Source organism: Nocardiopsis sp. LOL_012 (assembly GCF_048060475.1).
Lineage (GTDB): Bacteria > Actinomycetota > Actinomycetes > Streptosporangiales > Streptosporangiaceae > Nocardiopsis.
In genome coordinates this window covers 1-25964 of record NZ_JBHMIV010000028.1, presented here as the reverse complement: position 1 = coordinate 25964, position 25964 = coordinate 1, and the positions used below count along the sequence as shown (strand labels likewise).

At 69.8% G+C, this 25964-nt stretch carries 27 protein-coding genes and 2 tRNA genes; 12 read left to right on the top strand and 17 right to left on the bottom strand.

The features are described 5' to 3' along the window. Positions 1-29 precede the first annotated feature (29 nt). Entirely contained in the window at positions 30-566 is a 537-nt protein-coding gene (locus ACFHWE_RS17275; protein WP_416602683.1) for a bacterial proteasome activator family protein, read from the top strand. Positions 567-632: 66 nt separating this feature from the next. Here ACFHWE_RS17275 and serS read toward each other — a convergent pair whose 3' ends face one another. Then, positions 633-1913: a serine--tRNA ligase gene (serS, locus tag ACFHWE_RS17270; RefSeq protein ID WP_416602682.1), complete on the bottom strand. Its 1281-nt coding sequence runs from the start codon at positions 1911-1913 to the stop codon at positions 633-635. Between the two features lie 141 nt (positions 1914-2054). On the opposite strand from serS, the gene ACFHWE_RS17265 reads away from it, so the two are divergent. After that, complete coding sequence (locus ACFHWE_RS17265) at positions 2055-2234, top strand: hypothetical protein (protein ID WP_416602680.1); 180 nt, start codon at positions 2055-2057, stop codon at positions 2232-2234. A 139-nt stretch (positions 2235-2373) separates the two neighbouring features. Here the strand turns inward: ACFHWE_RS17265 and pheA are convergent, their stop codons facing one another. The 9 genes from pheA to ACFHWE_RS17220 all read right to left on the bottom strand — a co-directional run bounded on the left by pheA (position 2374) and on the right by ACFHWE_RS17220 (position 9336). Further along, positions 2374-3321 (bottom strand): prephenate dehydratase, encoded by a 948-nt coding sequence (gene pheA / locus ACFHWE_RS17260; RefSeq protein WP_416602679.1) that lies wholly within the window; start codon positions 3319-3321, stop codon positions 2374-2376. A 10-nt stretch (positions 3322-3331) separates the two neighbouring features. Further along, complete coding sequence (locus tag ACFHWE_RS17255; RefSeq protein WP_416602678.1) at positions 3332-3838, bottom strand: DUF4446 family protein; 507 nt, start codon at positions 3836-3838, stop codon at positions 3332-3334. Positions 3839-3874: 36 nt separating this feature from the next. Then, positions 3875-4702, bottom strand: coding sequence for a glycosyltransferase family 2 protein (locus ACFHWE_RS17250; protein ID WP_416602677.1), 828 nt, complete (start codon positions 4700-4702; stop codon positions 3875-3877). A 9-nt stretch (positions 4703-4711) separates the two neighbouring features. Next, a complete protein-coding gene (locus ACFHWE_RS17245) occupies positions 4712-5065 on the bottom strand; it encodes an STAS domain-containing protein (protein ID WP_416602676.1) in 354 nt (117 codons plus the stop codon). Positions 5066-5160: 95 nt separating this feature from the next. Beyond that, entirely contained in the window at positions 5161-5754 is a 594-nt protein-coding gene (locus tag ACFHWE_RS17240) for an ATP-binding protein (protein ID WP_416602675.1), read from the bottom strand. A gap of 122 nt (positions 5755-5876) precedes the next feature. Continuing rightward, positions 5877-7922: a PAS domain S-box protein gene (locus tag ACFHWE_RS17235; protein WP_416602674.1), complete on the bottom strand. Its 2046-nt coding sequence runs from the start codon at positions 7920-7922 to the stop codon at positions 5877-5879. An 88-nt stretch (positions 7923-8010) separates the two neighbouring features. After that, the gene (locus ACFHWE_RS17230) at positions 8011-8340 is read right to left on the bottom strand and encodes a rhodanese-like domain-containing protein (RefSeq protein WP_416602673.1); all 330 of its coding nucleotides are present in this window, start codon (positions 8338-8340) and stop codon (positions 8011-8013) included. A gap of 183 nt (positions 8341-8523) precedes the next feature. Beyond that, a complete protein-coding gene (locus tag ACFHWE_RS17225; RefSeq protein ID WP_416602672.1) occupies positions 8524-9141 on the bottom strand; it encodes a TenA family protein in 618 nt (205 codons plus the stop codon). Between the two features lie 112 nt (positions 9142-9253). Continuing rightward, a tRNA-Leu gene (locus ACFHWE_RS17220) sits at positions 9254-9336 on the bottom strand. A gap of 255 nt (positions 9337-9591) precedes the next feature. Here ACFHWE_RS17220 and ACFHWE_RS17215 point away from each other — a divergent pair. The 8 genes from ACFHWE_RS17215 (at position 9592) to ACFHWE_RS17180 (ending at position 19168) form a co-directional block, all read left to right on the top strand. Then, positions 9592-10317, top strand: a complete 726-nt coding sequence (locus ACFHWE_RS17215) for an FhaA domain-containing protein (RefSeq protein ID WP_416602671.1) — start codon at positions 9592-9594, stop codon at positions 10315-10317. Between the two features lie 293 nt (positions 10318-10610). Then, entirely contained in the window at positions 10611-11108 is a 498-nt protein-coding gene (locus ACFHWE_RS17210; protein WP_081748757.1) for an FHA domain-containing protein FhaB/FipA, read from the top strand. After that, positions 11105-12499: a Stp1/IreP family PP2C-type Ser/Thr phosphatase gene (locus ACFHWE_RS17205; protein ID WP_416602670.1), complete on the top strand. Its 1395-nt coding sequence runs from the start codon at positions 11105-11107 to the stop codon at positions 12497-12499. The genes ACFHWE_RS17210 and ACFHWE_RS17205 overlap by 4 nt, the downstream gene beginning before the upstream one ends. A 4-nt stretch (positions 12500-12503) precedes the next feature. After that, the gene (locus ACFHWE_RS17200; protein WP_416602669.1) at positions 12504-13910 is read left to right on the top strand and encodes an FtsW/RodA/SpoVE family cell cycle protein; all 1407 of its coding nucleotides are present in this window, start codon (positions 12504-12506) and stop codon (positions 13908-13910) included. Between the two features lie 2 nt (positions 13911-13912). After that, positions 13913-15379: a peptidoglycan D,D-transpeptidase FtsI family protein gene (locus ACFHWE_RS17195; RefSeq protein ID WP_416602715.1), complete on the top strand. Its 1467-nt coding sequence runs from the start codon at positions 13913-13915 to the stop codon at positions 15377-15379. Next, the gene (locus tag ACFHWE_RS17190) at positions 15379-16833 is read left to right on the top strand and encodes a protein kinase domain-containing protein (protein WP_416602668.1); all 1455 of its coding nucleotides are present in this window, start codon (positions 15379-15381) and stop codon (positions 16831-16833) included. Before ACFHWE_RS17195 ends, ACFHWE_RS17190 begins: the two co-directional genes overlap by 1 nt. A gap of 89 nt (positions 16834-16922) precedes the next feature. Further along, a complete protein-coding gene (gene pknB / locus ACFHWE_RS17185) occupies positions 16923-18755 on the top strand; it encodes a Stk1 family PASTA domain-containing Ser/Thr kinase (protein WP_416602667.1) in 1833 nt (610 codons plus the stop codon). A gap of 158 nt (positions 18756-18913) precedes the next feature. Then, positions 18914-19168 (top strand): cell division protein CrgA, encoded by a 255-nt coding sequence (locus tag ACFHWE_RS17180; protein ID WP_416602666.1) that lies wholly within the window; start codon positions 18914-18916, stop codon positions 19166-19168. A 150-nt stretch (positions 19169-19318) separates the two neighbouring features. Here ACFHWE_RS17180 and ACFHWE_RS17175 read toward each other — a convergent pair whose 3' ends face one another. Both ACFHWE_RS17175 and ACFHWE_RS17170 read right to left on the bottom strand, forming a co-directional pair. Beyond that, complete coding sequence (locus tag ACFHWE_RS17175) at positions 19319-20233, bottom strand: rhomboid family intramembrane serine protease (protein ID WP_416602665.1); 915 nt, start codon at positions 20231-20233, stop codon at positions 19319-19321. Between the two features lie 41 nt (positions 20234-20274). Continuing rightward, a complete protein-coding gene (locus ACFHWE_RS17170; protein ID WP_416602664.1) occupies positions 20275-20799 on the bottom strand; it encodes a peptidylprolyl isomerase in 525 nt (174 codons plus the stop codon). Positions 20800-21040: 241 nt separating this feature from the next. Here ACFHWE_RS17170 and ACFHWE_RS17165 point away from each other — a divergent pair, with 241 nt between their 5' ends. Then, positions 21041-21643, top strand: a complete 603-nt coding sequence (locus tag ACFHWE_RS17165; protein WP_416602663.1) for a hypothetical protein — start codon at positions 21041-21043, stop codon at positions 21641-21643. Between the two features lie 78 nt (positions 21644-21721). Here the strand turns inward: ACFHWE_RS17165 and ACFHWE_RS17160 are convergent, their stop codons facing one another. The 5 genes from ACFHWE_RS17160 to ACFHWE_RS17140 all read right to left on the bottom strand — a co-directional run bounded on the left by ACFHWE_RS17160 (position 21722) and on the right by ACFHWE_RS17140 (position 24869). Beyond that, entirely contained in the window at positions 21722-22306 is a 585-nt protein-coding gene (locus tag ACFHWE_RS17160; protein WP_416602714.1) for a DUF1707 and DUF4870 domain-containing protein, read from the bottom strand. Between the two features lie 178 nt (positions 22307-22484). Then, positions 22485-22811 (bottom strand): WhiB family transcriptional regulator, encoded by a 327-nt coding sequence (locus ACFHWE_RS17155; RefSeq protein ID WP_416602662.1) that lies wholly within the window; start codon positions 22809-22811, stop codon positions 22485-22487. A 721-nt stretch (positions 22812-23532) separates the two neighbouring features. Further along, positions 23533-23605 (bottom strand) — tRNA-Ala (locus ACFHWE_RS17150). A 165-nt stretch (positions 23606-23770) separates the two neighbouring features. Further along, positions 23771-23893, bottom strand: coding sequence for a DLW-39 family protein (locus ACFHWE_RS17145; protein WP_014912962.1), 123 nt, complete (start codon positions 23891-23893; stop codon positions 23771-23773). Between the two features lie 145 nt (positions 23894-24038). Continuing rightward, a complete protein-coding gene (locus ACFHWE_RS17140) occupies positions 24039-24869 on the bottom strand; it encodes a helix-turn-helix domain-containing protein (protein ID WP_416602661.1) in 831 nt (276 codons plus the stop codon). A 258-nt stretch (positions 24870-25127) separates the two neighbouring features. On the opposite strand from ACFHWE_RS17140, the gene ACFHWE_RS17135 reads away from it, so the two are divergent. Next, positions 25128-25436 (top strand): hypothetical protein, encoded by a 309-nt coding sequence (locus ACFHWE_RS17135; RefSeq protein ID WP_416602660.1) that lies wholly within the window; start codon positions 25128-25130, stop codon positions 25434-25436. The last annotated feature ends 528 nt before the right edge of the window (positions 25437-25964 follow it).

Sequence of the window (25964 nt, the reverse complement as noted above, 5' to 3'; positions counted from 1 at the left end):
GTGCCACGACATCCTTGCGAAGGAGACCGATGACGAACGCGGACCACGACGACCAGCCCCGCATCCTGTTGGTGGGCGCCGACCGGGCCGAGGGGGAAGATCACGACGAGGGAAGCGGTGAGCCCCGCTCCCTGACCGACATGGTGGAGCAGCCCGCCAAGGTGATGCGGATCGGCAGCATGATCCGGCAGCTTCTGGAGGAGGTCAAGGCCGCCCCCCTCGACGAGGCCAGCCGGGCCCGCCTCAAGGAGATCCACACCTCCTCCATCAAGGAACTGGAGGACGGTCTCGCCCCGGAGCTCATCGAGGAACTGGAGCGGCTGACACTGCCGTTCGCCGACGGCTCGGCTCCCAGCGAGCCGGAGCTGAGGATCGCCCAGGCCCAGTTGGTGGGCTGGCTGGAGGGGCTGTTCCACGGCATCCAGACGACCCTGTTCGCCCAGCAGATGGCGGCCCGCGCCCAGTTGGAGAACATGCGCAAGGCCCTGCCGCCGGGCCTGTCCGGCCTCCAGGGCTCCGACGGCGGAGGAGACCACCAGGGCATGGCCTCGGGACCCTACCTGTAACCGTTCCCGCGAACGCACCGGAGCCCGCCCCGGACGGGGCGGGCTCCCGGCTTCACTCGGGCGGGATCAGCCCTTCTGCTTCCTCGGCGCGCGGACCGGCTCCAGGACGTCGCGCCCCAGGTAGGGGCGCAGCGCCTCGGGGACGACGACCGAGCCGTCCTCGCGCTGGTGGTTCTCCAGGAGGGCGACGATCCACCGCGTGGTGGCGAGCGTACCGTTGAGCGTGGCGGCGAAACGCGTCCTGCCGTCCTCACGGAAGCGCACGTTGAGCCGCCGCGCCTGGAAGTCCGTGCAGTTCGACGTGGAGGTCAGCTCCCGGTAGGTCTCCTGGGTGGGAACCCACGCCTCGCAGTCGTACTTGCGGGCGGCGCTGGTGCCCAGGTCGCCGCCGGCGATGTCCACCACGCGGTAGGGCAGGTCCAGCTTGTCCAGCATCTCCCGCTCCCAGGCCAGCAGCCGCAGGTGCTCCTCGTCGGCCTGGTCCGGGTGGGTGTAGACGAACATCTCCACCTTGTTGAACTGGTGGACCCGGATGATGCCGCGCGTGTCCTTGCCGTAGGAGCCCGCCTCGCGGCGGAAGCAGGGCGACCACCCGATGTAGCGGTTCGGCAGGGCGTCGGCGGGCAGGATCTCGCCCGCATGGTAACCGGCCAGCGGCACCTCCGAGGTACCGACCAGGTAGAGGTCGTCGGCCGGCAGGTGGTACACCTCGTCCGAGTGCTCACCGAGGAACCCGGTGCCCTCCATGGTCTCGGGCTTGACCAGGACCGGCGGGACCATCGGGGTGAAGCCCGCCTGCACCGCCTGGTTCATGGCCATGGTGAGCAGGGCCAGCTCCAGTTGGGCGCCCACACCGGTGAGGAAGTAGAACCGGGCTCCGGAGACCTTGGCCCCGCGCTCCATGTCGATGGCGCCGAGCATCTCGCCCAGCTCCAAGTGGTCGCGCGGGGTGAAGTCGAAGACCCGCGGTTCTCCCACGGTCTCCATGACCCGGAAGTCGTCCACACCGCCCCCGGGGGCGTCGGGATGCACCAGGTTGGGCACGCGGGAGAGCACGGTGTCGAGTTCGTCGGCGAGCCGGCCGGCCTCCGCCTCCGCCTCCTTGACCTCGGCGGCCAGCGCCTTGGCGCGGGTGAGGAGTCCCTCGCGCTCTTCGGGGGAGGCCTTGGAGACGGACTTGCCCACGCTCTTCTGCTCGGCGCGCAGGGACTCGAACCGGCTCAGCGCCGATCGGCGGTCGGCGTCGAGTTCGAGCAGCCGGTCGGCGAAGGAGGCGTCCTCCCCGCGGGCCCGCTGCGAGGCACGGAGGCGTTCGGGGTCTTCTCGGAGAGCGCGAAGGTCGATCACGCCTTGCAGGTTACCGTCAGCGCTGGGAGACGACGACGCCATTCCCCGCAGTCGCGTCATGGACCGCTCCCCACCTCGTATTTCGTGTGGAGAGCCGGTGGGGCGCGAGCGCCCGCCGACATGACGCGGGGGAGAGTGGACGTGAAGACACTGGCGGAGCTGGGCACGGAGGAACTGAGCGCGCTCCTCGCCGTCCTGGACGACACCCGGCCCCATGACACGGCGCTCCGCCTCGCCCTCTACCGGGAACTGCGCCGCGCCGCCGCCGAGGAGGCCGCACCGGCGAGGCCCCCGCGCTTCCGACCTCAAGGCGTCGGTTGAGGGTGGTGGTGGGCGACGGGCGGGCAGGGCTGCGGCCGGTGGCCGTCCGTTGAGGGTGGTGGTGGGCGACGGGCGGGCGACGAAGACACCGACCTCTTTGGCGCCCGAGCACGTCCCGAGCTGGCGAGGGACCATGGGTTCAGTCCACGTACCCCGCGCGGATCCGAGCCAGCCACTGCTCGGCCTCGGCGAAGTCGGCGTCCGTGGCCGGGCGCGGGCGCAGCGGCGGGTCCGCCTCAAGGGCCTGGTCGTTGCGCGGATAGCTGCCGAGGAACCGGACGTCGCGGCAGACGCGCCGGATACCCATGAGCGCCTCGCCGACACGTGCCTCCGCGACGTGGCCCTCCGCGTCGATGCAGAAGCAGTAGTTGCCGAGTTTGTCCCCGGTGGGGCGCGACTCCAGCCGGGTGAGGTTGACCCCGCGCACGGCGAACTGGTTGAGCAGTTCGACGAGCGCGCCGGGGTGGTCGGTGTTGATGAAGGCCACCAGAGACGTCAGGTCGGACCCGGTGGGTTCGGCCAGGGTTCCGGGCCGGGACAGGTAGATGAACCGGGTGGCCGCGTCGGAGTGGTCGCCGATCCCGGTGGCCAGCGCGCGCAACCCGTACCGTTCGCCCGCGATCGACGCGCAGATCGCCGCGTCGTAGGGCGACCCGGGTTCGGACAGCGAACGGGCGGCGGCGGCCGTGGACGAGACGGCGTGCGTGTCGGCGTCCGGCAGGTTCTGGGCGAGCCAGCCGCGGCACTGGGCCAGCGCGTGCGGGTGGGTCGCCACCCGCTTGACGTCCTGCAGTGCGGTCCCGTCCTTGGTGAACAGGGTGAATTCCACGGGGACCGCCGTCTCCCCGGTGATGACCAGCGGCTCGCCGTTGATCAGTTCGGCGATGGTCGCGGTGACCCCGCCCTCGACGGAGTTCTCCAGGGGCACGACACCGGCGTCGACGGCTCCGGAGCGGACGGCGTCGAAGACTGAGGGGATCCCCTCACAGGCGATGCGGGCGTTGTCGGGCGCCTCGGGGCGCAGGTCGCGCAGCGCGGCTTCGGTGAAGGTGCCCTCGGGCCCGAGGAAGGCGTAACGGTTGGGCATGATGTTCCAACTATACGGACCTGAGGTCGGAGGTGTCCTCATCGGATGCGCTTTCGCCCGCCTCCCGCCGCCGCGAGACGACCACGGCGTCCTGCTCCGTCACCGGGAAGGATCGGGACACCGTACCGACACCGTTGCCCAGGCGCGCGGAGCGCACCACCCGGCACTCCTCCGGGCTGAGCAGGCTGTCCGCCTCTCCGGCCCGGATCTCCTTGGCGTAGGTGCGGGTCTCGGTCCGCCCGTTGATCGAGGTGAGGACCACACCGTCGCCCTCACCGTTGAGCAGGGCCAGGGAGAACGACCGTGCCCCCGACATCTCCTCCAGTGCGTCGTAGCGCAGGAGAGCGACGTCGCGCACGGCACGCGGATCGACACCGGAGGCACCGTCCGGAGCCGTCGGCACGGGCATCCGGCGTTCCTCACCGAGCCTCCTGGCCGTGACGAGTGCGGAGGCGCCGAGCAGGAGGCCGCCCACGCCCACGATGATGCCGAGAGAATTCAGGAGCAAAGTGAACACTGTGCGATCGTATCGCTACACACAGCTCTCGCACGGTTAATCGCGGCGATATCCACGGGACGGTCGGCCGACCTCTCGCTCGGGTTCACCCCCGGCCGCACGCCCCCGGGCCCGGCCCGGCCGCCGCCGTACCGTCGGGCGGAGACCGCGTACCGCCAGCGCCCGGGCGACGTCCGCGAACTGCCGTGCCCGGTGCGCCTGGGCCCGCAGGTCGGTTCCGGTCGCCCTGTGCTCCAACCGCACCTCGACCTCCAGTACACGAAGCCCCGCGCGCAGCACGTCGATGGTCAGTCCGGTCTCCACACCGAAGCCCGAAGCCAGGGGGCGGGCCGCCTCGAACGCGGCGCGGGTCAGGCAGCGCTGCCCGCTGAGGGGCTGTTCCGGCTCCCAGCCGGTGGCCCTGAGCACGCCGGCCCGGGAGAGCCGTACGACGAAGCCGTGCCCGCCCAGACGCAGGCGGGTGGCGGGGAACAGGGCGATCGTCATGTCGGTCCGCCCGTCCAGGACCGGGGTGATCAGGGGTGCCGCCCGCGCGGCGGTCTCCCCGAGGTCGGCGTCGAGGAAGAGGAGATGGCGGGGCGGGGCACCGGGTTCGGCGAGATCGGCGGAGCGCACCCCGGCGGCGCCCGTCTCCATGGCCGCGCCCTTGCCCCGGTTGCGGCCGTGGGCCAGTACACGGGCGCCCGCCCGGCGCGCCACCTCAGAGGTGGTGTCGGCGGAACCGTCGTCCACGACCACGACCAGGTCGACCCCGGGCAGCGCGCGGGCCGCACGGATGGTGGCGCCGATGCGATCCGCCTCGTCCTTGGCGGCGATCACCACGGCGACCCCGCCGCGGGAACCGCCGTTCTGCCCCTGGCGCACGGCCGCCCGCTAAGGGGCGTTGCCGGTTCCGGCGGCCACCGGCAACGCGTCCAGGTCACGGTGGATGGTGAAGACCTCGTCCAGCCCGGTGACCTCCAGGACCTTGCGGACAGCCGCCTTGGGCGCCACCAGTTCCACATCGCCCCCCTTGCCGCGTGAGCGCTTCATGGCGGACAGCAGCACGCTGATGCCGGTCGAGTCGCAGAACTCGGTCCGCGACATGTCGACGACCAGCCGCCGCGCACCGTCGTCCAGAGCCCCGATGAGGCCGCTGCGCAACCGGGGTGCCGTGTACAGGTCGATCTCGCCGCTCACGGTGACCACCGCGACGTCGCGAGACCGGCTCGATATCTTCAGCTCCACAGTCGTGACTGTAGCGTCACCGTCGACCCCCCGGCCACCTTGTTGACGGTGTTTCGCGACATCGGTCCTGTTCCTCCGGGTCCCAGAGGGCTCGATCAGAGCAGGGCGCCCCACGCCGGGGAGCTCTCGCGGACGCGCAGCCGCAACTCGACCATGTCGTCAGCCGACGGGTCGGAGCAGACGACGGCGGAGCGGCTCTCGCCGACCTCCGACCGCAGCGGCGCGATGTCGGCGGGGGCGATATCGAGCACTGCCCACACCGTGGTCGTGGTGGCGTCCATCTCGGTCCCCCAGCGCCCGGCGAGTGACTGCACGATCCCCAGGCCCCGGCCGCCCAGCCCGGACACGGACGGCCGCGCCACCCGCGGCATGCTGCTGGAACCGCCGTCGCGGACCATGATCTCCACCCATCCGCCGTCCTCGGACCGGCGGTCCACCCGCACACGCCAGGCGACCCCGACGGTGTCCGCGGGGGTCGGCAGCGGGGAGGCGTGGCGCAGGGCGTTGCTCACGAGTTCGCTGACGATGAGGGAGGCGTCGTCGACCCGGTCACCGCCGATGCCCACGGCGCGCAGGTCGCTGCACAGCCTCTGCCGGGCTCCGGTCACGCTCAGGGACGCGTAGGGAAGCGTGACGCTCCGCTCGACCGCGGACGACCGGTCGTCGAGTGGTGTGTGGTGTCCTGACACAGCTTTCGTCCCTGAGCGTTCGTGCTTGGTCGGGCCGCGCGGAACCCGCCCACGTACGGGGCGAATTCCACCGGGGTGGAAATGCCCCGATCAGGTCAGGTGGAAACCCACAGTGACGTGAATCAACGTCGACGGCTCGCGTGTCGGCCACCGGATCGCTGGTGTGGCAAGGCTTCGCGGCTTTTCGACTTTTTTGTGGTTTCTTGTACCTCGCGAGGCCCGGGTGGGGGCGTATCCGTGGGCGGGCTCGCCCGAACCGCCCCCTCCGACGGCTTCCCGGAGCCGACCGCCACCGCTTCCGCCGTCTGGTCTCCGCCCCGGAACGCGGGGACGGTGAACCGCAGCCGGGTACCGTCCGTCCTCCGCCTCGCGGTCACGTCCCCGCCCTGTTCCCTGGCCAACTGGCGGACGATGTACAGTCCCAGCCCGAGCCCCAGGCCACCAACACCGTCCCGGCCGTCGCGCGCGCCCCTGCGCACGAACCGCCCGAAGACCCGCTCCTCGTCGCCCGGGGCCAGGCCCACCCCCTGGTCGTCGACCACGATCACGACCTCGTCGCCCTCCTCCCAGGCGCTGACACGCACGGTCCCGCCCTCCGGGGAGAACTTCAGGGCGTTGTCCAGGAGCTGGTCCATGACCATGCCCGTGGCCAAGGGGTCGCCGACGGCCCAGGCCAGCCCCTCCCCGGCCGATAGTTCAACGGTGTGCCGCTCCGACAGGGTCCGGAAGGTCCGGACCACCCCCTGGAGCAGCGCGGGCAGGTCGAACGGGGACCGCTGGACGTCCAGCGCGCCACGGGACGCCGCGGACCCGAGACGGAGCCGTTCCACCAGGGAGACCAGTGACGCCGACCGGGCGGCGATCGTCCCGATGGCCTCCCGCTGGGCCTCCGCGCTCAAGCGCTCCCACTTGCGGGCGAGCGTGGTGGCGAACCCGTGGATGACCGTGATCGGGGTGCGCAGCTCGTGCCCGGTGGTGGCCAGGAAGAACTCCTGCTCCTCCTCCATCGCCTTCTGCGCCGTGATGTCGCGGAAGTCCACCACCCACTCGTGGGTGCGCGGGACTCGCGCCATCAGGATCTCCAGCCAGCGTCCGCCCCTGATCTTGTGCTTGACCGGCATCCCGTGCGCCGCGGGCAGCGGGAACGGCGGATGCCGCCCCTCCACCGCCTCCGCCGAATAGCCCGTGAGCTCCACCGCCGACCGATTCCACTTGCGGATCCGGCCGCTGAAGTCCAGGACCGCGATCCCGTCCGCGCTGGAGTCGGCGACCACCTGCTCGTGGACGCGCTGGAGGTCGAGCTCCTCGTAGGCCATCGCGTTGCCGATCGCCACCCCGGCATGGGCCGCTAGCAGCTCCAGCAGTTCCAGCTCGATGTAGCCCACCTTGCGCCGACTGTAGAGCGCGTACAGGGCGCCGTAGGGGCGGCCGTGCACGTTGGACACGGCCAGGCCGATCGTGTGCAGCCCGGGCAGGTCCGCCCACACCAGGTCCTGCAGTCCCCGAGTGTCCTCGTTGGCCAGCAGAACGGACTTGCCGCTGCGCAGCAGCTCCCCGAACAGACTCGTCTCCAGAGGGGCGCTGTAGCCCTGCAGCCCGTCGGACAGCTCGGTGAGGCTGACCAGCTCCACCCGGTCCTCGTTGAGGAGGACGAACCCGCCGGCGTCGGCCCCGGTCAGCTCGGTGATGCTCGTGGAGATCCGGTCAAGCACCGATTTCAGGCTGAGGTCGGAGTTGATGTCCACGACCACGTCGGTGAGGCGGCGCACGAGCCGGGCCCGCTCCGTGGCCGCGGACTGGACCTGCTCCTCGCTCTCACACGGCGTGATGACCAGGACCCAGCCGACCGCACCGCCTCCGTCCCCGGGCACGCGGCTGGCACTGCTCCGGACGTCGATGACGACCCCGTCCCGGCGCACACGGCGTGTGAGGACCGAAAGGGGCGCCCCCGCGCGCACCTGTTCGAGCACCGCGCGGTGCTCGGCCGCCAGGTCCGCCGGGACGATCGGCAGCTCGCCGCCGACCACCTCCCGTTCCTCCCAGCCGAACATGCGCTCGGCCGCGGGGTTCCAGAGGGTGACACGGAGCTCGCCGTCGATACCGACCACGGCGTCCGCGGACGCGGCCAGCACGGCTTCGGCGCTGAGGGGCGCGCGCTCGGAACTCACCTCGTCATAGTGCCACCCGGAGGCCCCCACTGCGGGAGCTTCGCACAATCCGTTCAAAATCGACGCTCGAACGCCCTCCCTGGGACACTCAGACCACCCTGGGCTCCTCACCCGACTCCGCCACCATCTCCAGACCGGCGTGCTCCCACGCCTGCATCCCCCCGGCCACGTTCACCGCGTCCCACCCGGCCTGGTTGAGCGCCATCGCCGCCTGGGCGGAGCGCCCGCCCACGCGGCAGACGACGTAGACCTTCGTGTCCTTGGGCACCTCACCCGCGCGCTGACCGAGCAGACCGAGCGGGATGTGCACCGCTCCGGGGGCGTGCCCCGCGCTCCACTCGTCGTCTTCCCTGACATCGAGTAGACAGGCACCCTCGGGCACCTCCGTGACACCCGCCTCGGGTACACCACCGAACATTGAACGACCCCTTGACTCACGGACGGACGGCAAGAAGGGAGAGGCCGTGCCTACACCTGCACCGCACGGGGGTTCCCCGTCGGGTCCGGGGACGGAAGGTGTCGGGGCCTCCCCTGGCAACGACCGTACCCGGCACCGCGTCCACCGAGGTCGGCGACGGCGGCGGTCGGCCGCCGCCGTCGCTCAACGGGAGTAGGGCGTGTCCCAGAAGGCCACCTCGTGGCGCATCCCCTCAAGGAAGAAGCGCTCGGCGCGTTCGGGGTCGGGGCCGGCCTCCTCAAGGCGCCGGGCGTAGTGCTCGGTCAGCGTGGTGAACTCCGGATCGGCGTAGGTGTCGATCCAGCGCGCGTAGCGCGGGTCCTCGGGGCGGACCTTCTTCGCCAGTTCCAGGCCCAGCATGTTGTAGCCCCACATGCAGGGGTACACGGCGGCGAGCCCGTCCCTGTAGTCGGCCGCGGCCTCCAGGAGCCAGGAGGTGTAGGCCGCGCAGGCCGACCCCTTCTCCTTGGTGGACAGGTCGGCGCCGAACTCCCCCGCCAGGGAGCGGTGCAGCTCCAGTTCCCCGTTGAGGGTGGCGTGGGCGATGCCCACCAGGTCGGCCAGGTGGTCGTCCGGGGCCTGCCAGGCGAGCCGGGAGAACGCCCGTGCGTAGTCCAGGAGGTAGAGGTGGTCCTGTTCGAGCCAGTAGCGGAACGCGCGCTCGTCGAGGTCGCCCCGGGCGATGCCCGCGACCGTGGGGTGGGCCAGTTGCTCGTCGACCAGGGGGCGGCCGATCGTGTGGAGTCGTTCGATGATGCTCACGGCCGCAGTGTGCCACCGCGCGGGCGGCGGGGGTCCGGCGGGGCGGGTCCGAACGCGGGAAGAGACTCGGCGGTGGCCCCTTGAGGGGCCACCGCCGAGTCTGAACAGCTCGTGGGCGAGGAGGGATTTGAACCCTCACGTCCTTTCGGACACACGGACCTGAACCGTGCGCGTCTACCGTTCCGCCACCCGCCCGGGTGAACGTGATTCACTTGTAGTGCCGGGCTCCCAGGGCTTTTCGGCCCTCCTGCCTGGCGACATCGATAAGGCTAGCACGGTCTGAACGCGGCTCGCACACGCTTTTCGGTCCCCTGGGGCCGACTCCTCTCCCGGGTACACGTGAAACCGGGAGCACTCGGGCCCGGTTACGATCGTCTACACATACGGAGTGGAGTACAAGGGAGGTACCTCGTGGGAGTGCTCCAACGCTTCGAACGCAGGCTTGAGGGCATGATCGAAGGCACCTTCGCTATGGCCTTCAAGTCTGAGCTCCAACCTGTCGAGGTGGCGAGCGCCGTTCAGCGGGAGATGGACGAGCGGGCGGCGATCGTGGCCCAGGGGCGCACCCTGGTGCCCAACGACTTCATCGTCGAACTCGCGGCCAGCGACAAGGAACGGCTGGAGGTCTACGCCGACAGCCTGGGACAGGAACTGGCCATGCTTGCCCGCGACTACGCGACCGAGCAGGGCTACTCCTTCGTCGGGCCGGTGCGGGTCCACTTCAGGTCGGACGACGGGCTCAAGACCGGGCGCTTCCGTATCCGGTCCGGAGTGGTACGCGGCGCCATCCTGGGCGACGAGGGCATCAACAAGCCCGCCAGGGACCCGGGCTACAACGCGGGCCAGCGCCAGGCGGGCCAGCCGCGGCTGATCATCTCCCCCGGCGGTGCGACCGCCGAGGGCAGTCTCTCCAGCCACGGCAGCCAGCAGGCCTTCGAGCTGACCACCCCGGTGACCCTGCTGGGGCGCGGCACCGACTGCGACCTGCGCCTGGTCGACAACGGGGTGTCCCGGCACCACGTGGAGATCCGTTTGGAGGGCGACGACGCGGTCCTCGTCGACAAGAACTCCACGAACGGGACCTTCGTCAACGGCCAGCAGGTGCAGCAGGCCCGTCTGGTGGACGGGACGCGGATCAGCCTGGGCCGGACCACCATGACGTTCCGGCGGGACTGACCGGCGGGGACCGGATTCTCGACCGATCAGGCCCGGGAGAGGCGCAACCTTTGGCCGACTGCCGACGTCTGACTGGTCGAAATCCGGTGGTACATGCGCCACCGCTGTCGGATCTGTGCCTGGGACGGTAGTCTCCCGCGGAGACCTGACCATATCGGGCAGACTGGCCACGGCCGCGGGGCCGTGAACCAACGACCTTGACAACTCACCGAGCCGAAGGTGGGGCAGACACGGTGGCGGTGCCGACGGGCGCCACCCCGGCCGAAGCACGACAGGGGCTGAAGAGCGGTTCGATGTCCAACTTGACCCTCATACTGATCAAGATCGCGTACCTGGCGGTGCTTTGGCTGTTCGTCCTCATGGCGGTCGGCGTGATCAGCACTGACCTTTTCGGCCCCTCCAAAAAAAAGAAAAAGAGCCGAAAACAGCGGCCCCGGCCGCAAGGGCGCCCCTCCCCGCAGGGGGGACCCCCGCCGCGGCCCCAGCGCTCGCGCCGGAGTGAGCCCACCGTCCTGGCCGTGACCCAGGGGTCCCTCAGCGGCACCACCGTCGACCTGTCCAGGCAGCCGATCCTCATCGGCCGCGCCCCGGACTCGACCCTGGTCATCACCGACGACTACGCCTCGGGCCGCCATGCCCGTGTCTACTCCGACCAGGGCCGCTGGTTCGTGGAGGACCTCAACTCCACCAACGGCACCTACCTCGGCCAGCAGAAGCTGAGCCGCCCCCAGCCCATCACGGTGGGTCAGCCCATCCGTATCGGCAAGACCGTCCTGGAACTGCGCAAATGACAATCGCTCTCCGATACGCGGCGTACTCCGACGTAGGATGCCTCCGCGAAGGCAACGAAGACTCCGGCTACGCCGGCCAGCACCTCCTCGCGGTGGCCGACGGCATGGGCGGTTACGCGGGCGGTGAGGTGGCCAGCTCGATCGCGATCTCCGCGATCCGCCGCCTCGACACCGGGACCACCCAGCCGGAGGAGATGACCGAGGCCCTCCAACGGGCCGTCGAACAGGCCAACTCCTCACTGGCCAAGCGGATCCTCCAAGAGCCCCGGCTCGAGAACATGGGGACCACGCTCACCGCGATGCTGTGGTCGGGGCCCCGGGTGGCGCTCATCCACATCGGCGACTCGCGGGCCTACCTGCTCCGCGGGCCCCGGTTCGAGCAGATCACCCACGACCACACCCTGGTGCAGACCCTCGTGGACGAGGGCAAGATCACCGAGGAGGAGGTCGCAACCCACCCCCAGCGCTCGCTGATCCTGCGCGCTCTCGACGGCAAGAGCCCGGTCGACCCGGATATCTCCATCAGCGAGGCCAAACCGGGCGACCGGTACCTGCTGTGCTCGGACGGCCTGTCCGGGGTGGTCCGCAAGGAGACCATCCACGAGACCCTCGCGACCGAGGCGGACCCGCGTGTGGCCGCCAAGCGGCTCATCGAACTGGCCATCCGCGGCGGCGGACCGGACAACATCACCGCCGTCATCGCCGACGTCATCGAGACCGAGACCGAGCGCCCCACCGCCAACTCGCAGGTGGTGGGCGCCGCCGACCAGCGCCTCGACCTCGAAGGCCCGCCGGACGACGCCACGAAGGCGCAGGAGCAGTACACCGCCGGCGACACGGCGGAGATGGAACGGGTCCCCGCCGACACCGCCCCAGGGGCTCCGAAGGGGGCCCGCGGCGGACGGCAGCGGGGGGGCAAAGCTCAGGAGTTCGAGTACCGGCGCCGCCGCTGGTGGCCCATGGTCCTGGTCTTCCTCGTCGTGGTCGGCGCCGTGGCGGGCGGTGCCTACTACTTCGGCCGCCAGTACATCGACGGCCAGTACTACCTCGGCCCCTCCGCCGACGGCGAGACCGTGAGCCTCTACCGCGGCATCGACACCGACATCGCGGGCTTCAGCCTCTCGGAGGAGGTGGAGTCCTCCGAGGTGCGCCTCGCCGACCTCACCGAGTCCACCCGCAGTTCGGTCCAGAACACCATCCCGGTCGACAGCCCCGCCCAGGCGCAGGAACGGCTCACCACGCTGAGCGAGGAGACGGCCGAGGAGGCCGACCGGAGCGAGCCGGAGCCGGAGGCGAACACCGCACCCGAGCCCTCCGCGGAGCCGGGCGACGAAGCGGCCGACATCGGTACGCCGGCCACGTCGGCCGACGGTGCCGAGGAATCGGGGTGACCCCTTGAGCACGGACACGACCGAGGCACCCACCGCGCTCCCCCCGATCAAACGGCGCAACGCCGAGCTGGTCCTCATCCTCCTCGCCGTGGTCCTCACGATGACGGCGCTGGCGCTCTCGGGCCTCAACCTCAACGGCCGGGTGCCGAGCGCGATGTGGACCTACGGCCTCATCTTCGCCGCCATGTCACTGGCCATGCACGTGGCCCTGCGCTTCATCGCGCCCTACGCCGACCCGCTGATCCTGCCATGCGCGCTGTTCCTCAACGGGATCGGCGTCGCGATGATCTGGCGTCTGGACGCCGCCGACTCCGGCGAGATCGAACACGCCGGTGTCGGCATGCAACTGATCTGGGCGGCGGTCGGCATGGGGCTGGCCATCGCCCTGCTGTTCTTCCTGCGCGAACCGCGGGTCCTCCAGCGCTACACCTACCTCAGCGCACTCATCGCCATCATCCTCATCGCGCTGCCGATGATCCCCGGCCTGGGCATCAGCGTCTACGGCGCCCGCCGCTGGATCGGCTTCGGCCCGTTCTCCGTCCAGCCCTCGGAGTTCGCCAAGATCGCCCTGGTCATCTTCCTGTCGTCGTACCTGGTCACCAAGCGCCAGGTGCTGTCACTGGCGGCCAAGGAGATCAAGGTCGGCCGGTTCAAGATCTTCGACCTCCCACGGCCCCGCGACTTCATGCCGATGGTGGTCGGCTGGGTCGTGGCCATCGGCCTGCTGGTGATCACCAAGGACCTCGGTACCTCCCTGCTCCTGTTCGGCACGTTCCTGGGCATGCTGTACGTGGCCACCCAGCGCTCGTCGTGGGTGGCGATCGGGCTGACGGTCTTCCTCCTGGCAGCGACGCTGGCGATGCAGATCTTCTGGCACTTCCAACAGCGCGTCGACATCTGGTTCAACGCCTTCGACCGGGAGGTCTACGACCGGGTCGGCGGCAGCGGACAGCTCGTCGACGGACAGATCGCCATGGCCTACGGCGGCATGTTCGGCACCGGCCTGGGTGGCGGACAGGCACACAACATCTTCGCGGCGGACAGCGACTTCATCCTCGTCTCACTCGCGGAGGAGCTCGGCCTGACCGGGCTGATGGCGATCCTCGTGGTGTTCTTCATCCTCGTCGAACGGGCCATGCGCATCGCCCTGGCCTCCAAGGAACTGTTCATCAAGATGCTCGCGAGCGGCATCGGCTTCGTCATGTGCTTCCAGGTCTTCGTCGTGCTCGGCGGGATCACCCGGATCATCCCGCTGACCGGTATGACGACACCGTTCCTCGCGGCGGGCGGTTCCGCGCTGATGGCGAGCTGGCTGATGATCGGCCTGCTGCTACGGATGAGTGACAACGCCCGGCGCCCCGCGCCGCAGGCGATCCAGGACGAGGGAGCCACCCAGGTGATCAGCCGATGAAGATGAACACCTCCATCAGGCGCCTCAGTGTGTTCGCCATGATCCTGTTCGGCGCGCTGATGGCCCAGCTCACCTACATCCAGGGCTTCCGGGCCGAGGCGATCATGGACAGCCCGCTCAACCGCCGCCAGTACACCGAGCGGCTCACCGAGCAGCGCGGACCGATCGAGATCGCGGGGGAGTCCGTCGCCTTCTCCGAGGACATCTCCGGCGAGGACGAGTCGGCCCGCTACCAGCGGGTCTACACCGGTGGCAGCCTCTACACGCCGATCATCGGCTCGTTCCGCCCCTTCGGGGCCTCCGGTATCGAGGCGACGCACAACGCGCTCCTGGACGGCTCCGACGAGCGCCTGGCCGTGCGCAACTTCCGCGACATGATCACCGGCCGCGAGCCGGAGGGTGCCCGCGTGCAGCTCACGGTCGACCCCGCGGTGCAGCAGGCCGCGTTCGACGGACTGCGGGCCGGCGGCCACACGGGGGCCGCGGTGGCGATCGACCCGCAGACGGGCGCCGTCCTGGCCACCGTCTCCAACCCCTCCTACGACCCCAACGACGTCGTCAGCATCACCGACACGCAGACCGCGGTCACCAACTTCGTCAACATGGAGAACGACGCGAGCCAGCCGCTGCTGAACCGCGCGTTCAACGAGCGCTACCCTCCGGGTTCGACGTTCAAGCTCGTGACCGCGGCCGCGGCCATCGAGTACCTGGACGCCACGCCCGACAGCGAGCAGGACGCCCCGGACGTCCTGTCGCTGGGCGTCGACCTGCCCAACGCCACGCCCGGCGGCACGTGTGACGACGACGGCGACGGCCTGGACACCCTGGCCCACTCGATCCAGATCTCCTGCAACACCTCGATGGCCAACTGGGCGATCGACATCGGCGGCGCCAACCTGTCCGAGCAGGCCACCGCGTTCGGGTTCAACCCCCCGGAGGACGACCCCCTGGAGGTGCCCATGGGGGTCACCCCGAGCCTGGCCCCGGCGGAGCAGGACCGCAACACGCTGGGCCGGACCGGCATCGGTCAGGGCAACGTCGAAGCCACCCCGCTCCAGATGGCGATGGTGGCGGCCGGCATCGCCAACGGCGGCGAGGTCATGCACCCCTACTTGGTGGACACGGTGATGGACGCCGACCTGTCCGTGGTCACCGAGACCCAGCCGGAGGTCTACTCCGAGGCGGTCAGCGCCAGCACCGCCGAGATGCTCACCGAGATGATGGTCCTGGTCACCACCTCCCCTGGCGGGTCGGGCACCAACGCCGCCATCAGCGGTATGGAGGTCGCCGGCAAGACCGGTACCGCCGAGACCGGCAGCGACCTCGGCACCCACAACTGGTTCATCGGCTTCGCCCCCGCCGACGACCCGCAGATCGCGGTAGCGGTCGTCATCGAACACGGCGGCGGCAGCGGTGGGAGCCTGGCGGCTCCGATCGCACGCCAGATGATGGAGGCAGTGGTTCTCTAGTGAGCGACTACGAGCCCTCGCGCAGGGGCGGTTCCGACGAGCTCATCGGAACCGTCCTGAGTTCGCGCTACCGCTTGGAGGAGCAGATCGGCTCCGGCGGGATGGGGACGGTCTGGAAGGCCGCGGACACCCTGCTGAACCGGCCCGTGGCGGTGAAGCTGCTGCACCTGTCCCAGATGGCCGAGCCCACCTCCCGTCAGCGATTCCGCACCGAGGGCAGGATCACCGCCGGGCTGTCCCACCCCGGGATCGCCCAGGTCTACGACTACGGCGAGGAGGACGGCCGCGCGTTCCTCATCATGGAACTCGTGGTGGGCGCGCCCCTGTCCGAACTGCTGCGGGACCAGGGCCACCTGAACGCGGACGAGACCCTCGACCTGGTGTGCCAGGCGTCCCAGGCCCTGGCCGCCGCCCACGCCCGCGGCGTGGTGCACCGCGACATCAAGCCGGGCAACCTGCTGGTCACCCCCAAGGGCCGCCTCAAACTCACCGACTTCGGTATCGCCCGGGGGGACATGTCGGTGACCCTGACCCAGACCGGAATGGTGATGGGCACCGCGCAGTACATCTCGCCCGAGCAGGCGTCCGGGAAGCCGGCGAGCGCCGCTTCGGACCTGTACGCGCTGGGTGTGGTGGCCTACGAGTGCCTGGCGGGGCAGCCGCCCTTCACCGGGGACAACCCGGTGGCGCTGGCTCTGGCGCACACCCGGGACGAGCCGCCGGAGCTTCCCGAACACGTTCCGCCGGAGGTCGACGACCTCGTCTCCGCCCTGTTGCTCAAGGACCCGGAGGAGCGCCCGGCGTCGGCGAGCGAGGTGGCCCACATGGCCGCCGTCCTGCGGTCGCACTCCGGGGCCGGTCCGCCGACGCCCGCCTCCGGTGTGGGCCCGCTGGCCCGCACCGCCGTGGTGTCCGCAGTTCCCGACACCGACGGGGTCCGCCGAACCGCTGGTCGGCGGGTCCTCGCCTCTGATCAGCGGGAAGACTCGGCTAGGCTGGCCGGGACGTCCAACTGGAGGGGGCGGCTCCCCGTCGTCCTCGTGGCAGTGGCGGCCACCGCGATCGTGGCCGCGGCCATGATGGCGGGCCTGCTGTCCGGCGACCCCTCCGGTTCCGAGCCGGTCGGCGAGGTCAGCGAGGACCGCTCTCCGGTGGAGGTCTCCTCTCCCGACCCCTCGGGCGGCGACGAGGAGAACGCGTCGCTGGACCCGCCGAACCGGGGTGGGTCCCAACAGGAGTGGCCCTCCGAACCGGACGGCCCCTCGCCCGAGGGGGAGAGCCCTGCCCCGGAAGGTGAGCAGACCGGTGGGACCACCGGCCCGAGCGGTGAGCCGACCGGCCCCGGAGAGGAGGCGTCCCCGCCGGACGAGGAGACCGATGATCCGGTCCCGTCCGACGACCCGGAGCCGGATCCGTCCCCAGATGGCACGGGGGGAACCGGCAGCAACCTCTAGAGTTCATGACCAGACAGTGAGCGGGTGACGCTCAGGATAGGCGGCGGCCGAGAGACGGCCACCGGAAGACACGAGGATGAGTAGACGACATGTCCCAGCCCCGGCTCCTAGGTGGACGCTACGAACTCGACGCCGTCGTCGGGCGCGGCGGCATGGCCGAGGTCCACCGCGCGCGCGACCTCCGTCTCGACCGTCTCGTAGCGGTGAAGACCCTCCGGCACGACCTGGCCCGCGACCACGTGTTCCAGGCCCGGTTCCGCCGCGAGGCCCAGTCCGCCGCCTCCCTGAACCACCCGGCGATCATCGCGGTCTACGACACCGGCGAGGACGTGGTGGGCGGGGTGTCCCTCCCCTATATCGTCATGGAGTACGTGGACGGGCGCACCCTCAAGGAACTGCTCGACGACGACCGGCGCCTGCTCCCCGAGCGCTCGGCGGAACTGGTCGACGGCGTCCTCAAGGCGCTGGAGTACAGCCACGACAACGGGATCGTCCACCGCGACATCAAGCCCGCCAACGTGATGCTGACCCGCAACGCCGAGGTCAAGGTGATGGACTTCGGCATCGCCCGCTCGATGGGCGACGACCAGGCCACCATGACGCAGGCCTCGCAGGTCATCGGTACCGCGCAGTACCTGTCCCCGGAGCAGGCGCGCGGTGAGCGGGTGGACCCGCGCAGCGACCTCTACTCCACCGGTTGCATGCTCTACGAGCTGCTCACCGGACATCCCCCCTTCACCGGCGACTCACCGGTGTCCATCGCCTACCAGCACGTGCGCGAGGACCCTGTGCCGCCGACGGAGGTGGACCCGCAGATCCCCGGCTGGCTGGAGGACGTCACCCTCCGGGCGATGGCCAAGGACCGTGAGGAGCGCTACCAGAACGCCGCGGAGATGCGCGCGGACATCCAGCGCGGCCTGGCGGGTATGCCCACCCAGGCCGGTACCATGGCGATGGCCGCCGCCGCGGCCACCACGAACCTGCCCCCGGCCGAGGGCGGCTACGACGGCTACGACGACGACTACGGTCGGGGCCGCTACGACGATGACGGCTACGACCGCTACGGGGACCGGCGCGAGGCCAACCCCTGGAAGACGGCCCTGTGGGCGCTCCTGGCCGTGGGTGTGGTCGCCTCCCTCATCCTGGCCTTCTTCCTGTTGAGGGGTGGCGGTGAGCCCTCGGAGGCCGAACTGGCCGCCGTCCCCGACGTGATCGGCAGCACCGAGGACGAGGCCCGCGCCACGCTGGACGAGGCGGGCTTCACCGACATCAACGACGAGGGCGTTCCCGACGAGGCGGAGCCGGGGACGGTCGTGGGCGTCGACCCGGGCGAGGGTGAGGAGATCCCCCTCGACCAGGAGATCACGCTCCAGGTCTCGGAGGGGCCGGAGGCCCAGGAGATCCCGGACGTGTCCGGCCAGCCCCGATCGCAGGCGGAGAACACCCTGGACCAGGCGGGCTTCGGAAACGTTACCGTGGAGGAGCGCGCCGACGCCGAGGTGGCCACGGGCGCCGCGATCGGGACCGACCCCGCCGCGGGTGAGTCCGCCGCTCCGGACACGGCGATCACGCTGTACGTCTCCTCCGGGCCCGAACAGGTGGAGGTGCCCGACCTCAACGGCATGAGCCGGGCCCAGGCCAACCAGGCCCTCGAACAGGTCAACCTGACCATGGAGGTCCAGGAGCAGGAGGACCCCAGCACGCCGCCGAACACGGTCATCGGCCAGAACCCGCAGCCGCGCCAGATGGTGGACGAGGGCTCGACCGTGACCGTCACGGTCGCCGTGCAGCCCGTCCCGACCCAGCCGACCATCCCCACCCAGCCCACGGAGGGCGGCGGGGACCAGCCCCCCACGGAGGGCGGCGGGGACCAGCCGGGCGATGGGGAGGACCAGCCGAGCCTCTTCTTCCCGAACGGCTGACGCGCGGACGTACCAGGCCGGTGGCCGTGCCCCCTCGGGGGCACGGCCACCGCGCTGTCGGTGGCGGTGGCCGCGGGGGCGGGCGGTGTGACGGAGGCCCCTGCCGGGGCGTAGACTGTGGACCGTTCTGAACCGCCCATCGCACTGGAGCAGCGACCGTGCCCAAGTCCCGCAACGATCGCAAGAAGAAGGCCGTTTACACGCCGCCTCCTTCGAAGGAGAAGCCCAAGGTCAGTCCGCGGTGGCTGGTGCCGACCATGCTGGGTTTCTTCATCGCGGGCATCGTCTGGATCGGTGTCTACTACATCGCCGGCGAGTCCATCCCGTACATGCGGGACTGGGACAACTGGAACCTGCTGATCGGCTTCAGCGGCATCATCGCGGCCGTCGTCCTGTCCACGCGCTGGCACTGACGCAGCCGCTTCCCATGTTTTCCACAGGGTTATCCACAGGTTGTGGGTAACCGTGTTCGACGTACCCACCGCCGTGGCGGTTCGGCTGGTGCGCGTACGACGCCGACGGCCCCGGACCTGTGTCCGGGGCCGTCGGCGTCTGCGGCGGGATCAGACCCCGGTGATCGCCGGGACGAGGAGCAGTAGGGCAGCGAGCACCACGGCCAACAGCACCGTCAGCAACGTGTGGACGGCCGTACGAGCCCTGGCGCCCGCCCGGTCCCCCGGCACGTAGGCGAAGACGGTGCCCAGTACCAGACCCGCCGCCAGCCCGCCGATGTGGGCGGTCCAGGAGATGTTCGGGACGAGGAAGGTCGCCACCAGGTTGATCACCAGCAAGACCCCGACCATGCGCAGGTCCGCCCCGATCCGGCGCCCGAGAACGAACACCGCGCCCAGAAGCGCGAAGCCCGCGCCGGAGGCCCCCACGGCGAACTGGTGCGGTTCGGCCAGTGCGGTGAGCACCGACCCGGCGAGGGCTCCCAGCAGCCACAGCGCCAGGAAGCGTCCGTGTCCCAGCCAGCGTTCCAAGGGGGTGCCGAACAGGTACAGCAGATACCCGTTGAGCAGCAGATGGAACACGCCCCCGTGCAGGAACGCGGCCGTGATCAGCCGATACCACTCCCCGGCCAGGGCTCCGAGCACGTCGCCGTTCTCGGTGACCCCCAGACCCAGCATGCCGAACCCTCGGATCAGGGGAGAGGCTCCGGCCGAGCCGATCGGAGTGGCCGTCGCCATCTGGGCGAGGTAGCCCACGGCCATGAGACCCAGCAGGGTCCACGTGACGTAGGGCCGGCCGACCACCCCGCCGCCGAAGACGGTCCGGGGCCGCCGGGTCCGGCGCCTGCCCTCCGCGACACAGTGCGGGCACTGGAAGCCCACGGCCGCCTCGACCATGCAGTCGGGGCAGATGGGCCGCTCGCACCTGGAGCAGCTCACCCCCGTCTCCCTGCCGGAGTGCCGGTAACAGGTACGCGGGGCCGCGGGTTCGGGGGTCGCTCCGGAGGGCGGTTGCGACGCGGTCATCAGTGCTTTCCCACTCCTCTGGGTCTGTCCACGACCGCCCCCTACCGGGTGATCTCGACGCTGTTGATCACGACGTCCTCACGCGGGCGGTCCTGGGCGTCGGTCTCGACGGTGGCGATCGAGGAGACGACGTCCTCCCCCTCGACGACCTCGCCGAAGATCGTGTGCTTGCCGTTGAGCCAGTGCGGCTTGTCCACCGTGATGAAGAACTGCGAGCCGTTCGTGCCCGGGCCGGCGTTGGCCATGGCGAGCAGGAACGGGCGGTCGAAGCTCAGGTTCGGGTGGATCTCGTCCTTGAACTTGTACCCGGGGCCGCCGCGGCCGTTGCCGAGCGGGTCACCGCCCTGGATCATGAAGCCGTCGATGACCCGGTGGAAGACCGTACCCTCGTACAGGCTCTTGTCGGACGGCTTACCCGTGGTGGGGTCGATCCACTGCTTGGAACCGTCGGAGAGGCCGATGAAGTTGGCCACCGTCTCCGGTGCCTCCTCGTCGAACAGCTTGACGACGATGGTTCCCTTGGAGGTGTTCAGCCGAGCGGTGGGCTGACCCTTGGATTCCGACACCTTCAGTGCCTTTCGATCGTGTGCGTTGACGTGATCACGTTACCCGTCCTACCTTCTCCCTTTCCCTGTTCTCGGCGATGTGTGGACGACCGACTCCACCCGAACCATCCCTGGCCGGTGTCGAAGCGCCGGACTCAGACGGAGAGGACGTAAGTTGAGATAACACCCGGATCACGGGTAAGGACGTGGGGACCGCCCCAGGGCGGGAACGAACCTGTGAACGACCAAAGGAGCTGACGACGTGTCCATCACTTCCAAGCGCCGCAAGGCACGCAAGGAGGCGGATGCCACCATCATCCGTCTACAGGAGTTGGCCAGGGGGCAGGCCGACCGGTTCGGCCCGTACGCGGACCAGGCACGCGACCAGGCGGCCCTGAGAGTCCTCCAGGCGCGCGGCTGGACCGCACCGCGACTGGAGACGGCGGCGCACCGGGTCGAGGACACGGTGGCGCCCAGGGTGGCGGAAGCGCTCACCGCCGCCGCACACCGGGTCGACCCCGGAACGCGGGCCATCAAGAGGACCAAGCTGAGGAGGGCCGCCCGCCGCGGCACGTCTCGGGTCCCCCGCGTGGCGATCATCGGAGGCGTGGCCGTGGTCGGCGGCGTGCTCGTGTACTCGCTCGTCCGGCTGCGCCGGGCGTCCCAGGACGCGGAATGGCAGGAGCACCTCGACCAGGCGCGCGAGCAGGTCCGTGAGACCCGAAACCACCTGGAGCAGAAGGCATCGGCCGCGGCGGACAAGGCGGCCGAGGCCGCCCGGTCCACGACGGCCAAGACCAAGGAGAAGGTTCGTGCCGCCACCGGTCAGGACAGGGCGGACAGGAACGGCGGACCGACGAGCTGAGCCACGGGGGCGCGGACCGGGAAGGACGGGTCCGTGCCCCACCGGGCGCCGAACGCGCGGCAGGGCCGGGGCGGGGCGTCAGTCGTCCTTGAGGACCCGGAACATCAGGGGATACCGCCACTGCCTCCCGGTGAGGGTCGCCACCCCCGCGACCGCCGGCAGGACGGTCCAGGCCAAGGCCACGTAGACGAGCACGAGCAGTGGCGCGATGAGCCAGAACAGCAGCCCGGAGACCACTGCCGTGATGAGGCAGAAGAGCTGGAAGTTCAGCGCCTCCATCGCCTGCCGGCGGACGTACGGGGAGCTCTTGTCGCTGACCAGGAACAGGACCATCGGGACCACCAGGGGGAAGAAGTAGTTCCCCACGTGGCCGCCCGCGGCGATGACCCGCTCCGCGGGTGTGCTCTGCGGCCGGTCCGAGTCCCGCTCCGGGTCCCGGGCGACCCGCGGGGCCGGTCCCAGGTCGCGGGTGAGCGGTTCGAGGTCCTCGTGGAACTTGGCCAGCATGGCGAGTTCCAGACGCTCCTCGAACTCCCGCTCGTCGAGCTGCCCCAGGCTGTAGGCCTCCCGGAGGGCCTCGCCCACGGCATCCCGGTCCGCGTGTGTGAGACGAAGTCGCGGCCGTTCCCCGGAACGGCCGACCGGGTAGCGACCTTCCTGCACCACCACATCCACTCCCTGCGCCGACGGGAGCACGGCCCCGGTCTCTCGAAGCGGCCGTGCTCCCTCCATCATCGGCCATCGAAGGGATGGCGTACATCCGGGCAGACCCTGACCGATCCCTGACATCGGGCCGGTGCCCGGCGGGGTTCGGGGCTCCCCCTCCCCGAACGGCCGCGGACTACCCGCGGGCGGCGACCCGCACTCCGCGGTCGTCGTCCACACGGGTCCGCTCCTCCTCGTAGCGGCGCTCGGCGCTGGTGAGCAGGCCGTGCCAGTCGGTGACGTCCTTGCGGCGGCGCAGGAGGGCCCGGCGCTCGCGCTCGGTCATCCCGCCCCAGACACCGAACTCGATGCGGCTGTCCAGTGCCTCCGCCAGGCACTCGGTCCGCACCGGGCAGCCCCGGCAGATCAGTTTGGCACGGTTCTGCGCGGCGCCCTGTACGAAGAGGGCGTCGGGGTCGATCTCCCGACATTTGGCTCGGGCAGCCATCTTCTCATTCCACATGTTGCCCCACTCCCAAGATCAGCATGTGCAGTGATCGGAACATCCGTCAGCCGGCGCGTCCGCCGGCGGGAGAGGAGAAGCGGGCCGTTCCGAGGACGGTGCACGAGGCCGTGCGGGGGCCGCACGGTTCGTCTTCGGGGGTTGATCGTTTCGGCACGCTGTCTTCCTCGTTGTCGTTGGTGTCGAAACTACGGATCGTCCCAGTCCACCAACAGTCCCCAAGTGGCCTATTTCTCATCTGGTCCACTCGGACCATTGCACTTTGGGGGAGTGTCATCATACACACACGGAGAGTCATCTCATCTGGTGGCAGCAGCCCACAGGCCCAGAAATCTACAGAAATTCGACATAACTGTGGTGACCTGGTGTTTCCCTCCATGCCAGGAGAGGAGGCCCCCAACAGCCCTAGGCCAAGGGCATCAGAGCCACGTTCGCCACCCCACCCGAACGGACTATGTCAGACCCGGACCGAACACGAAGAGCAACCCATTCATCGAATAATGACCAAGGTTATTAATTCGGGCATTACGGGCGTTGCTCCGTCTGCCCTTACTGACGGAGGTCCCGCGCTCACGGGACCTCCGGCCGCCCGGGCAGAGAGGACGTACGGAAGCGGGAGACGGCCACCAGGACGACCCGAATGCGGTGCGCAACACAAAACGGCCACCCAGGCGTTCGCCTGGGTGGCCGTCGTTACGTCTTCGAACTGGGAAAAGACGAGTGGAGCCAAGGGGAGTCGAACCCCTGACCTCCGGTATGCAAAACCGGCGCTCTGCCAGCTGAGCTATGGCCCCTGGACCCACACAGAGCATACCTTCATCCGAAGGCGCCCTCGGTCATGGATGGAACCACGTCTCAGGGACCCGCGGCACAAAGGCGTGGGTCGCGCCACGGGTACCGGCCCACCCACGTCCTCGTGTCACATCTGGACGAGCCCCTGAAGGCGCGTCCAGTCCTGTTCAGCTCTCGCTGGCCGCCGTGGCCTCGGTCCACAGGTCGAGCTCGGCGCGGTCCGCCTGGATCTTGCGGTAGACGGCGAAAGCCCCGAGGGCCACCAGCGCCAGAACGATGATCTTCTTCACTGTCTGGACCCTTCCGTTCGTCCGGTTCGTGCGGCTGCCCCACCGCTCGGCGGGTACCACAGAGAACTTTACGAGGTTGACACCACGAGACTAGCAAGCAATCCGGGGCGGTTCCCGCCGCAGTGGACCGATTCACGCATCCGGGTCAGGTCAACAGCGCCATCCGCCGAAGGATCCCGGTGGTCGCCGCCGGAGAGGCCGCGATCCGGGTGAGTTCCCCCCATACCCGCCGACAGGCCCCCACCTGCTCCTCCGCCTCGACGATCGCCCCTCCCGAGGTCGACTCCACATAGGCAAGCGCGGCTTCGTCATCGTCGAACTCCAGCACGGAGAAGGGGCCCGCGATACCGGGGTGCGGGCCGGCCGAGGTCGGGATCAGTTGGAGGGTCACCCGTTCGAGAGCGGCCGCCTCCAGCAACCGGGTCGTCTGTGCCCGGAGCAGGCCCCGGTCCGAGGCGGTGCGCTGGAGCGCGTCCTCCTCCAGGACCGCGTGGTACCGGAGTGACCCCCCGGGTTCCAGGAGCTCCTGGCGCTTGAGGTAGGCCGCCACCATCCGCTCGCCCTCCCCGTCTGCGTACCCCAGCGCACCGGCGACGAGAGCCGTGTACTCGGGCACTTGGAGCAGGTCCGGCACCAGGATCCCCGCGTACACCTGAACGGCTGCGGCTCCCGCCTCGTTGCCGACGTAGGCGGACGGCAGAACGTCTTCGTACTGCGTCCACCACGGCCGCAGACGCGACTCCCGCACCAGGGTGAGGATCGCCTCCCTCCGGCCGCCCGTGACGCCGTACAGGCGCAGCAGAGCCGAGATCTCCGTGACCGACGGCCACTTGCGGATGCCGGTCTCGATGTGGCCGAGCTTGGCCGGTGACCACTCCAGCTCCGTGGCCACGTCGCCGAGGGTCATACCTGCCTCGACACGGTGGCGGCGGAGCTCGGTGGAGAGGCGTCGACGACGGACCGTGGGGCTGCTCATAAGCACGATTCCAATCGCGCAGACGAAGGTGTGCCCTCAGCGAAACACGGCCCCTAGCGTCTAGCAATGCGTTTCTACAAAACAGCCCCGGATTCGCCTCGGGTGAGGATCAACAGGCACGACAGTCTGCCCATCCTTCACAGGAGCCCCACCTGCAGCCGCTTCGGGAAACTGCGACCGCAGAGATCTCACTCGACGGGGAGAGAGCGGGAAGCACGTACGATGGGCATGCGATCCCGCACATGTAGAGGACATCCATTGAGCTACCCCATTGACGACGCTGAGCAGTTGATCGCGAACGCGGAGGCCCAGATGCCTCCGAGCACCCGGTCCCGTCTCATCGCGAAACTCCGCATGGGGAAGCACATCGACGACGCGGCGGCCGAGCTGGAGACCAGCGCCAAGCAGGTCTTCTCCACCGCACGTATCCTCAAGCCCTTCGGCGAGCAGCTCGACGCCACGCTCACCGAGCAGCGGGACCCCTCCCTGCCCCACGGCACGGTGACGGGCTACAACAAGCGCTGCCGGTGCCCCGAGTGCCGGAGCGCACTCCACCAGCGGGTCTAGGAGCCCGCTCTCGTGGCCGAAGGCGGTCAAGACGCTTACCTGCGCTAACACCACGTTCACGGACTCTTCGCCAAGCAATCTCGTGGTACAGGCTTATAGATCCCCAGTTTGGGGACTTTCCTGAACATGAACGAGCATGTGGACTGGTCAGCGATGAGCGACGAAGACTTCGTGGCGCTGCTGAGGCAGCTCATCGAGGTGCCGGAGGTCGACGAGGAGAAGTAGCCCCCTCTCCCCGGACACGGGGGCGAGCCGTTCCGCGGTCCCCCTGGTCCTCTCACACACGCCCCGTGGTCCCCACCGCGGTGCGCTCTGTCCCGGCGACGGGACACTACTGCCACGGGCTCCTGTCGGCAGCGCGGGGAGCCCTGTGGTTCTCCGGCCATGCCGGGGAGGGCCCGAGGGGCTGGTACGTGCCAGCGGATGGCTTTGCTCGCTGCGCCCAAAGCTATTCACGATTGCACAAGCCCCGGCAACAAAAAAGAAAGAACCGGAGCCGCCCCCACAAGGAACGACCCCGACCCCTTC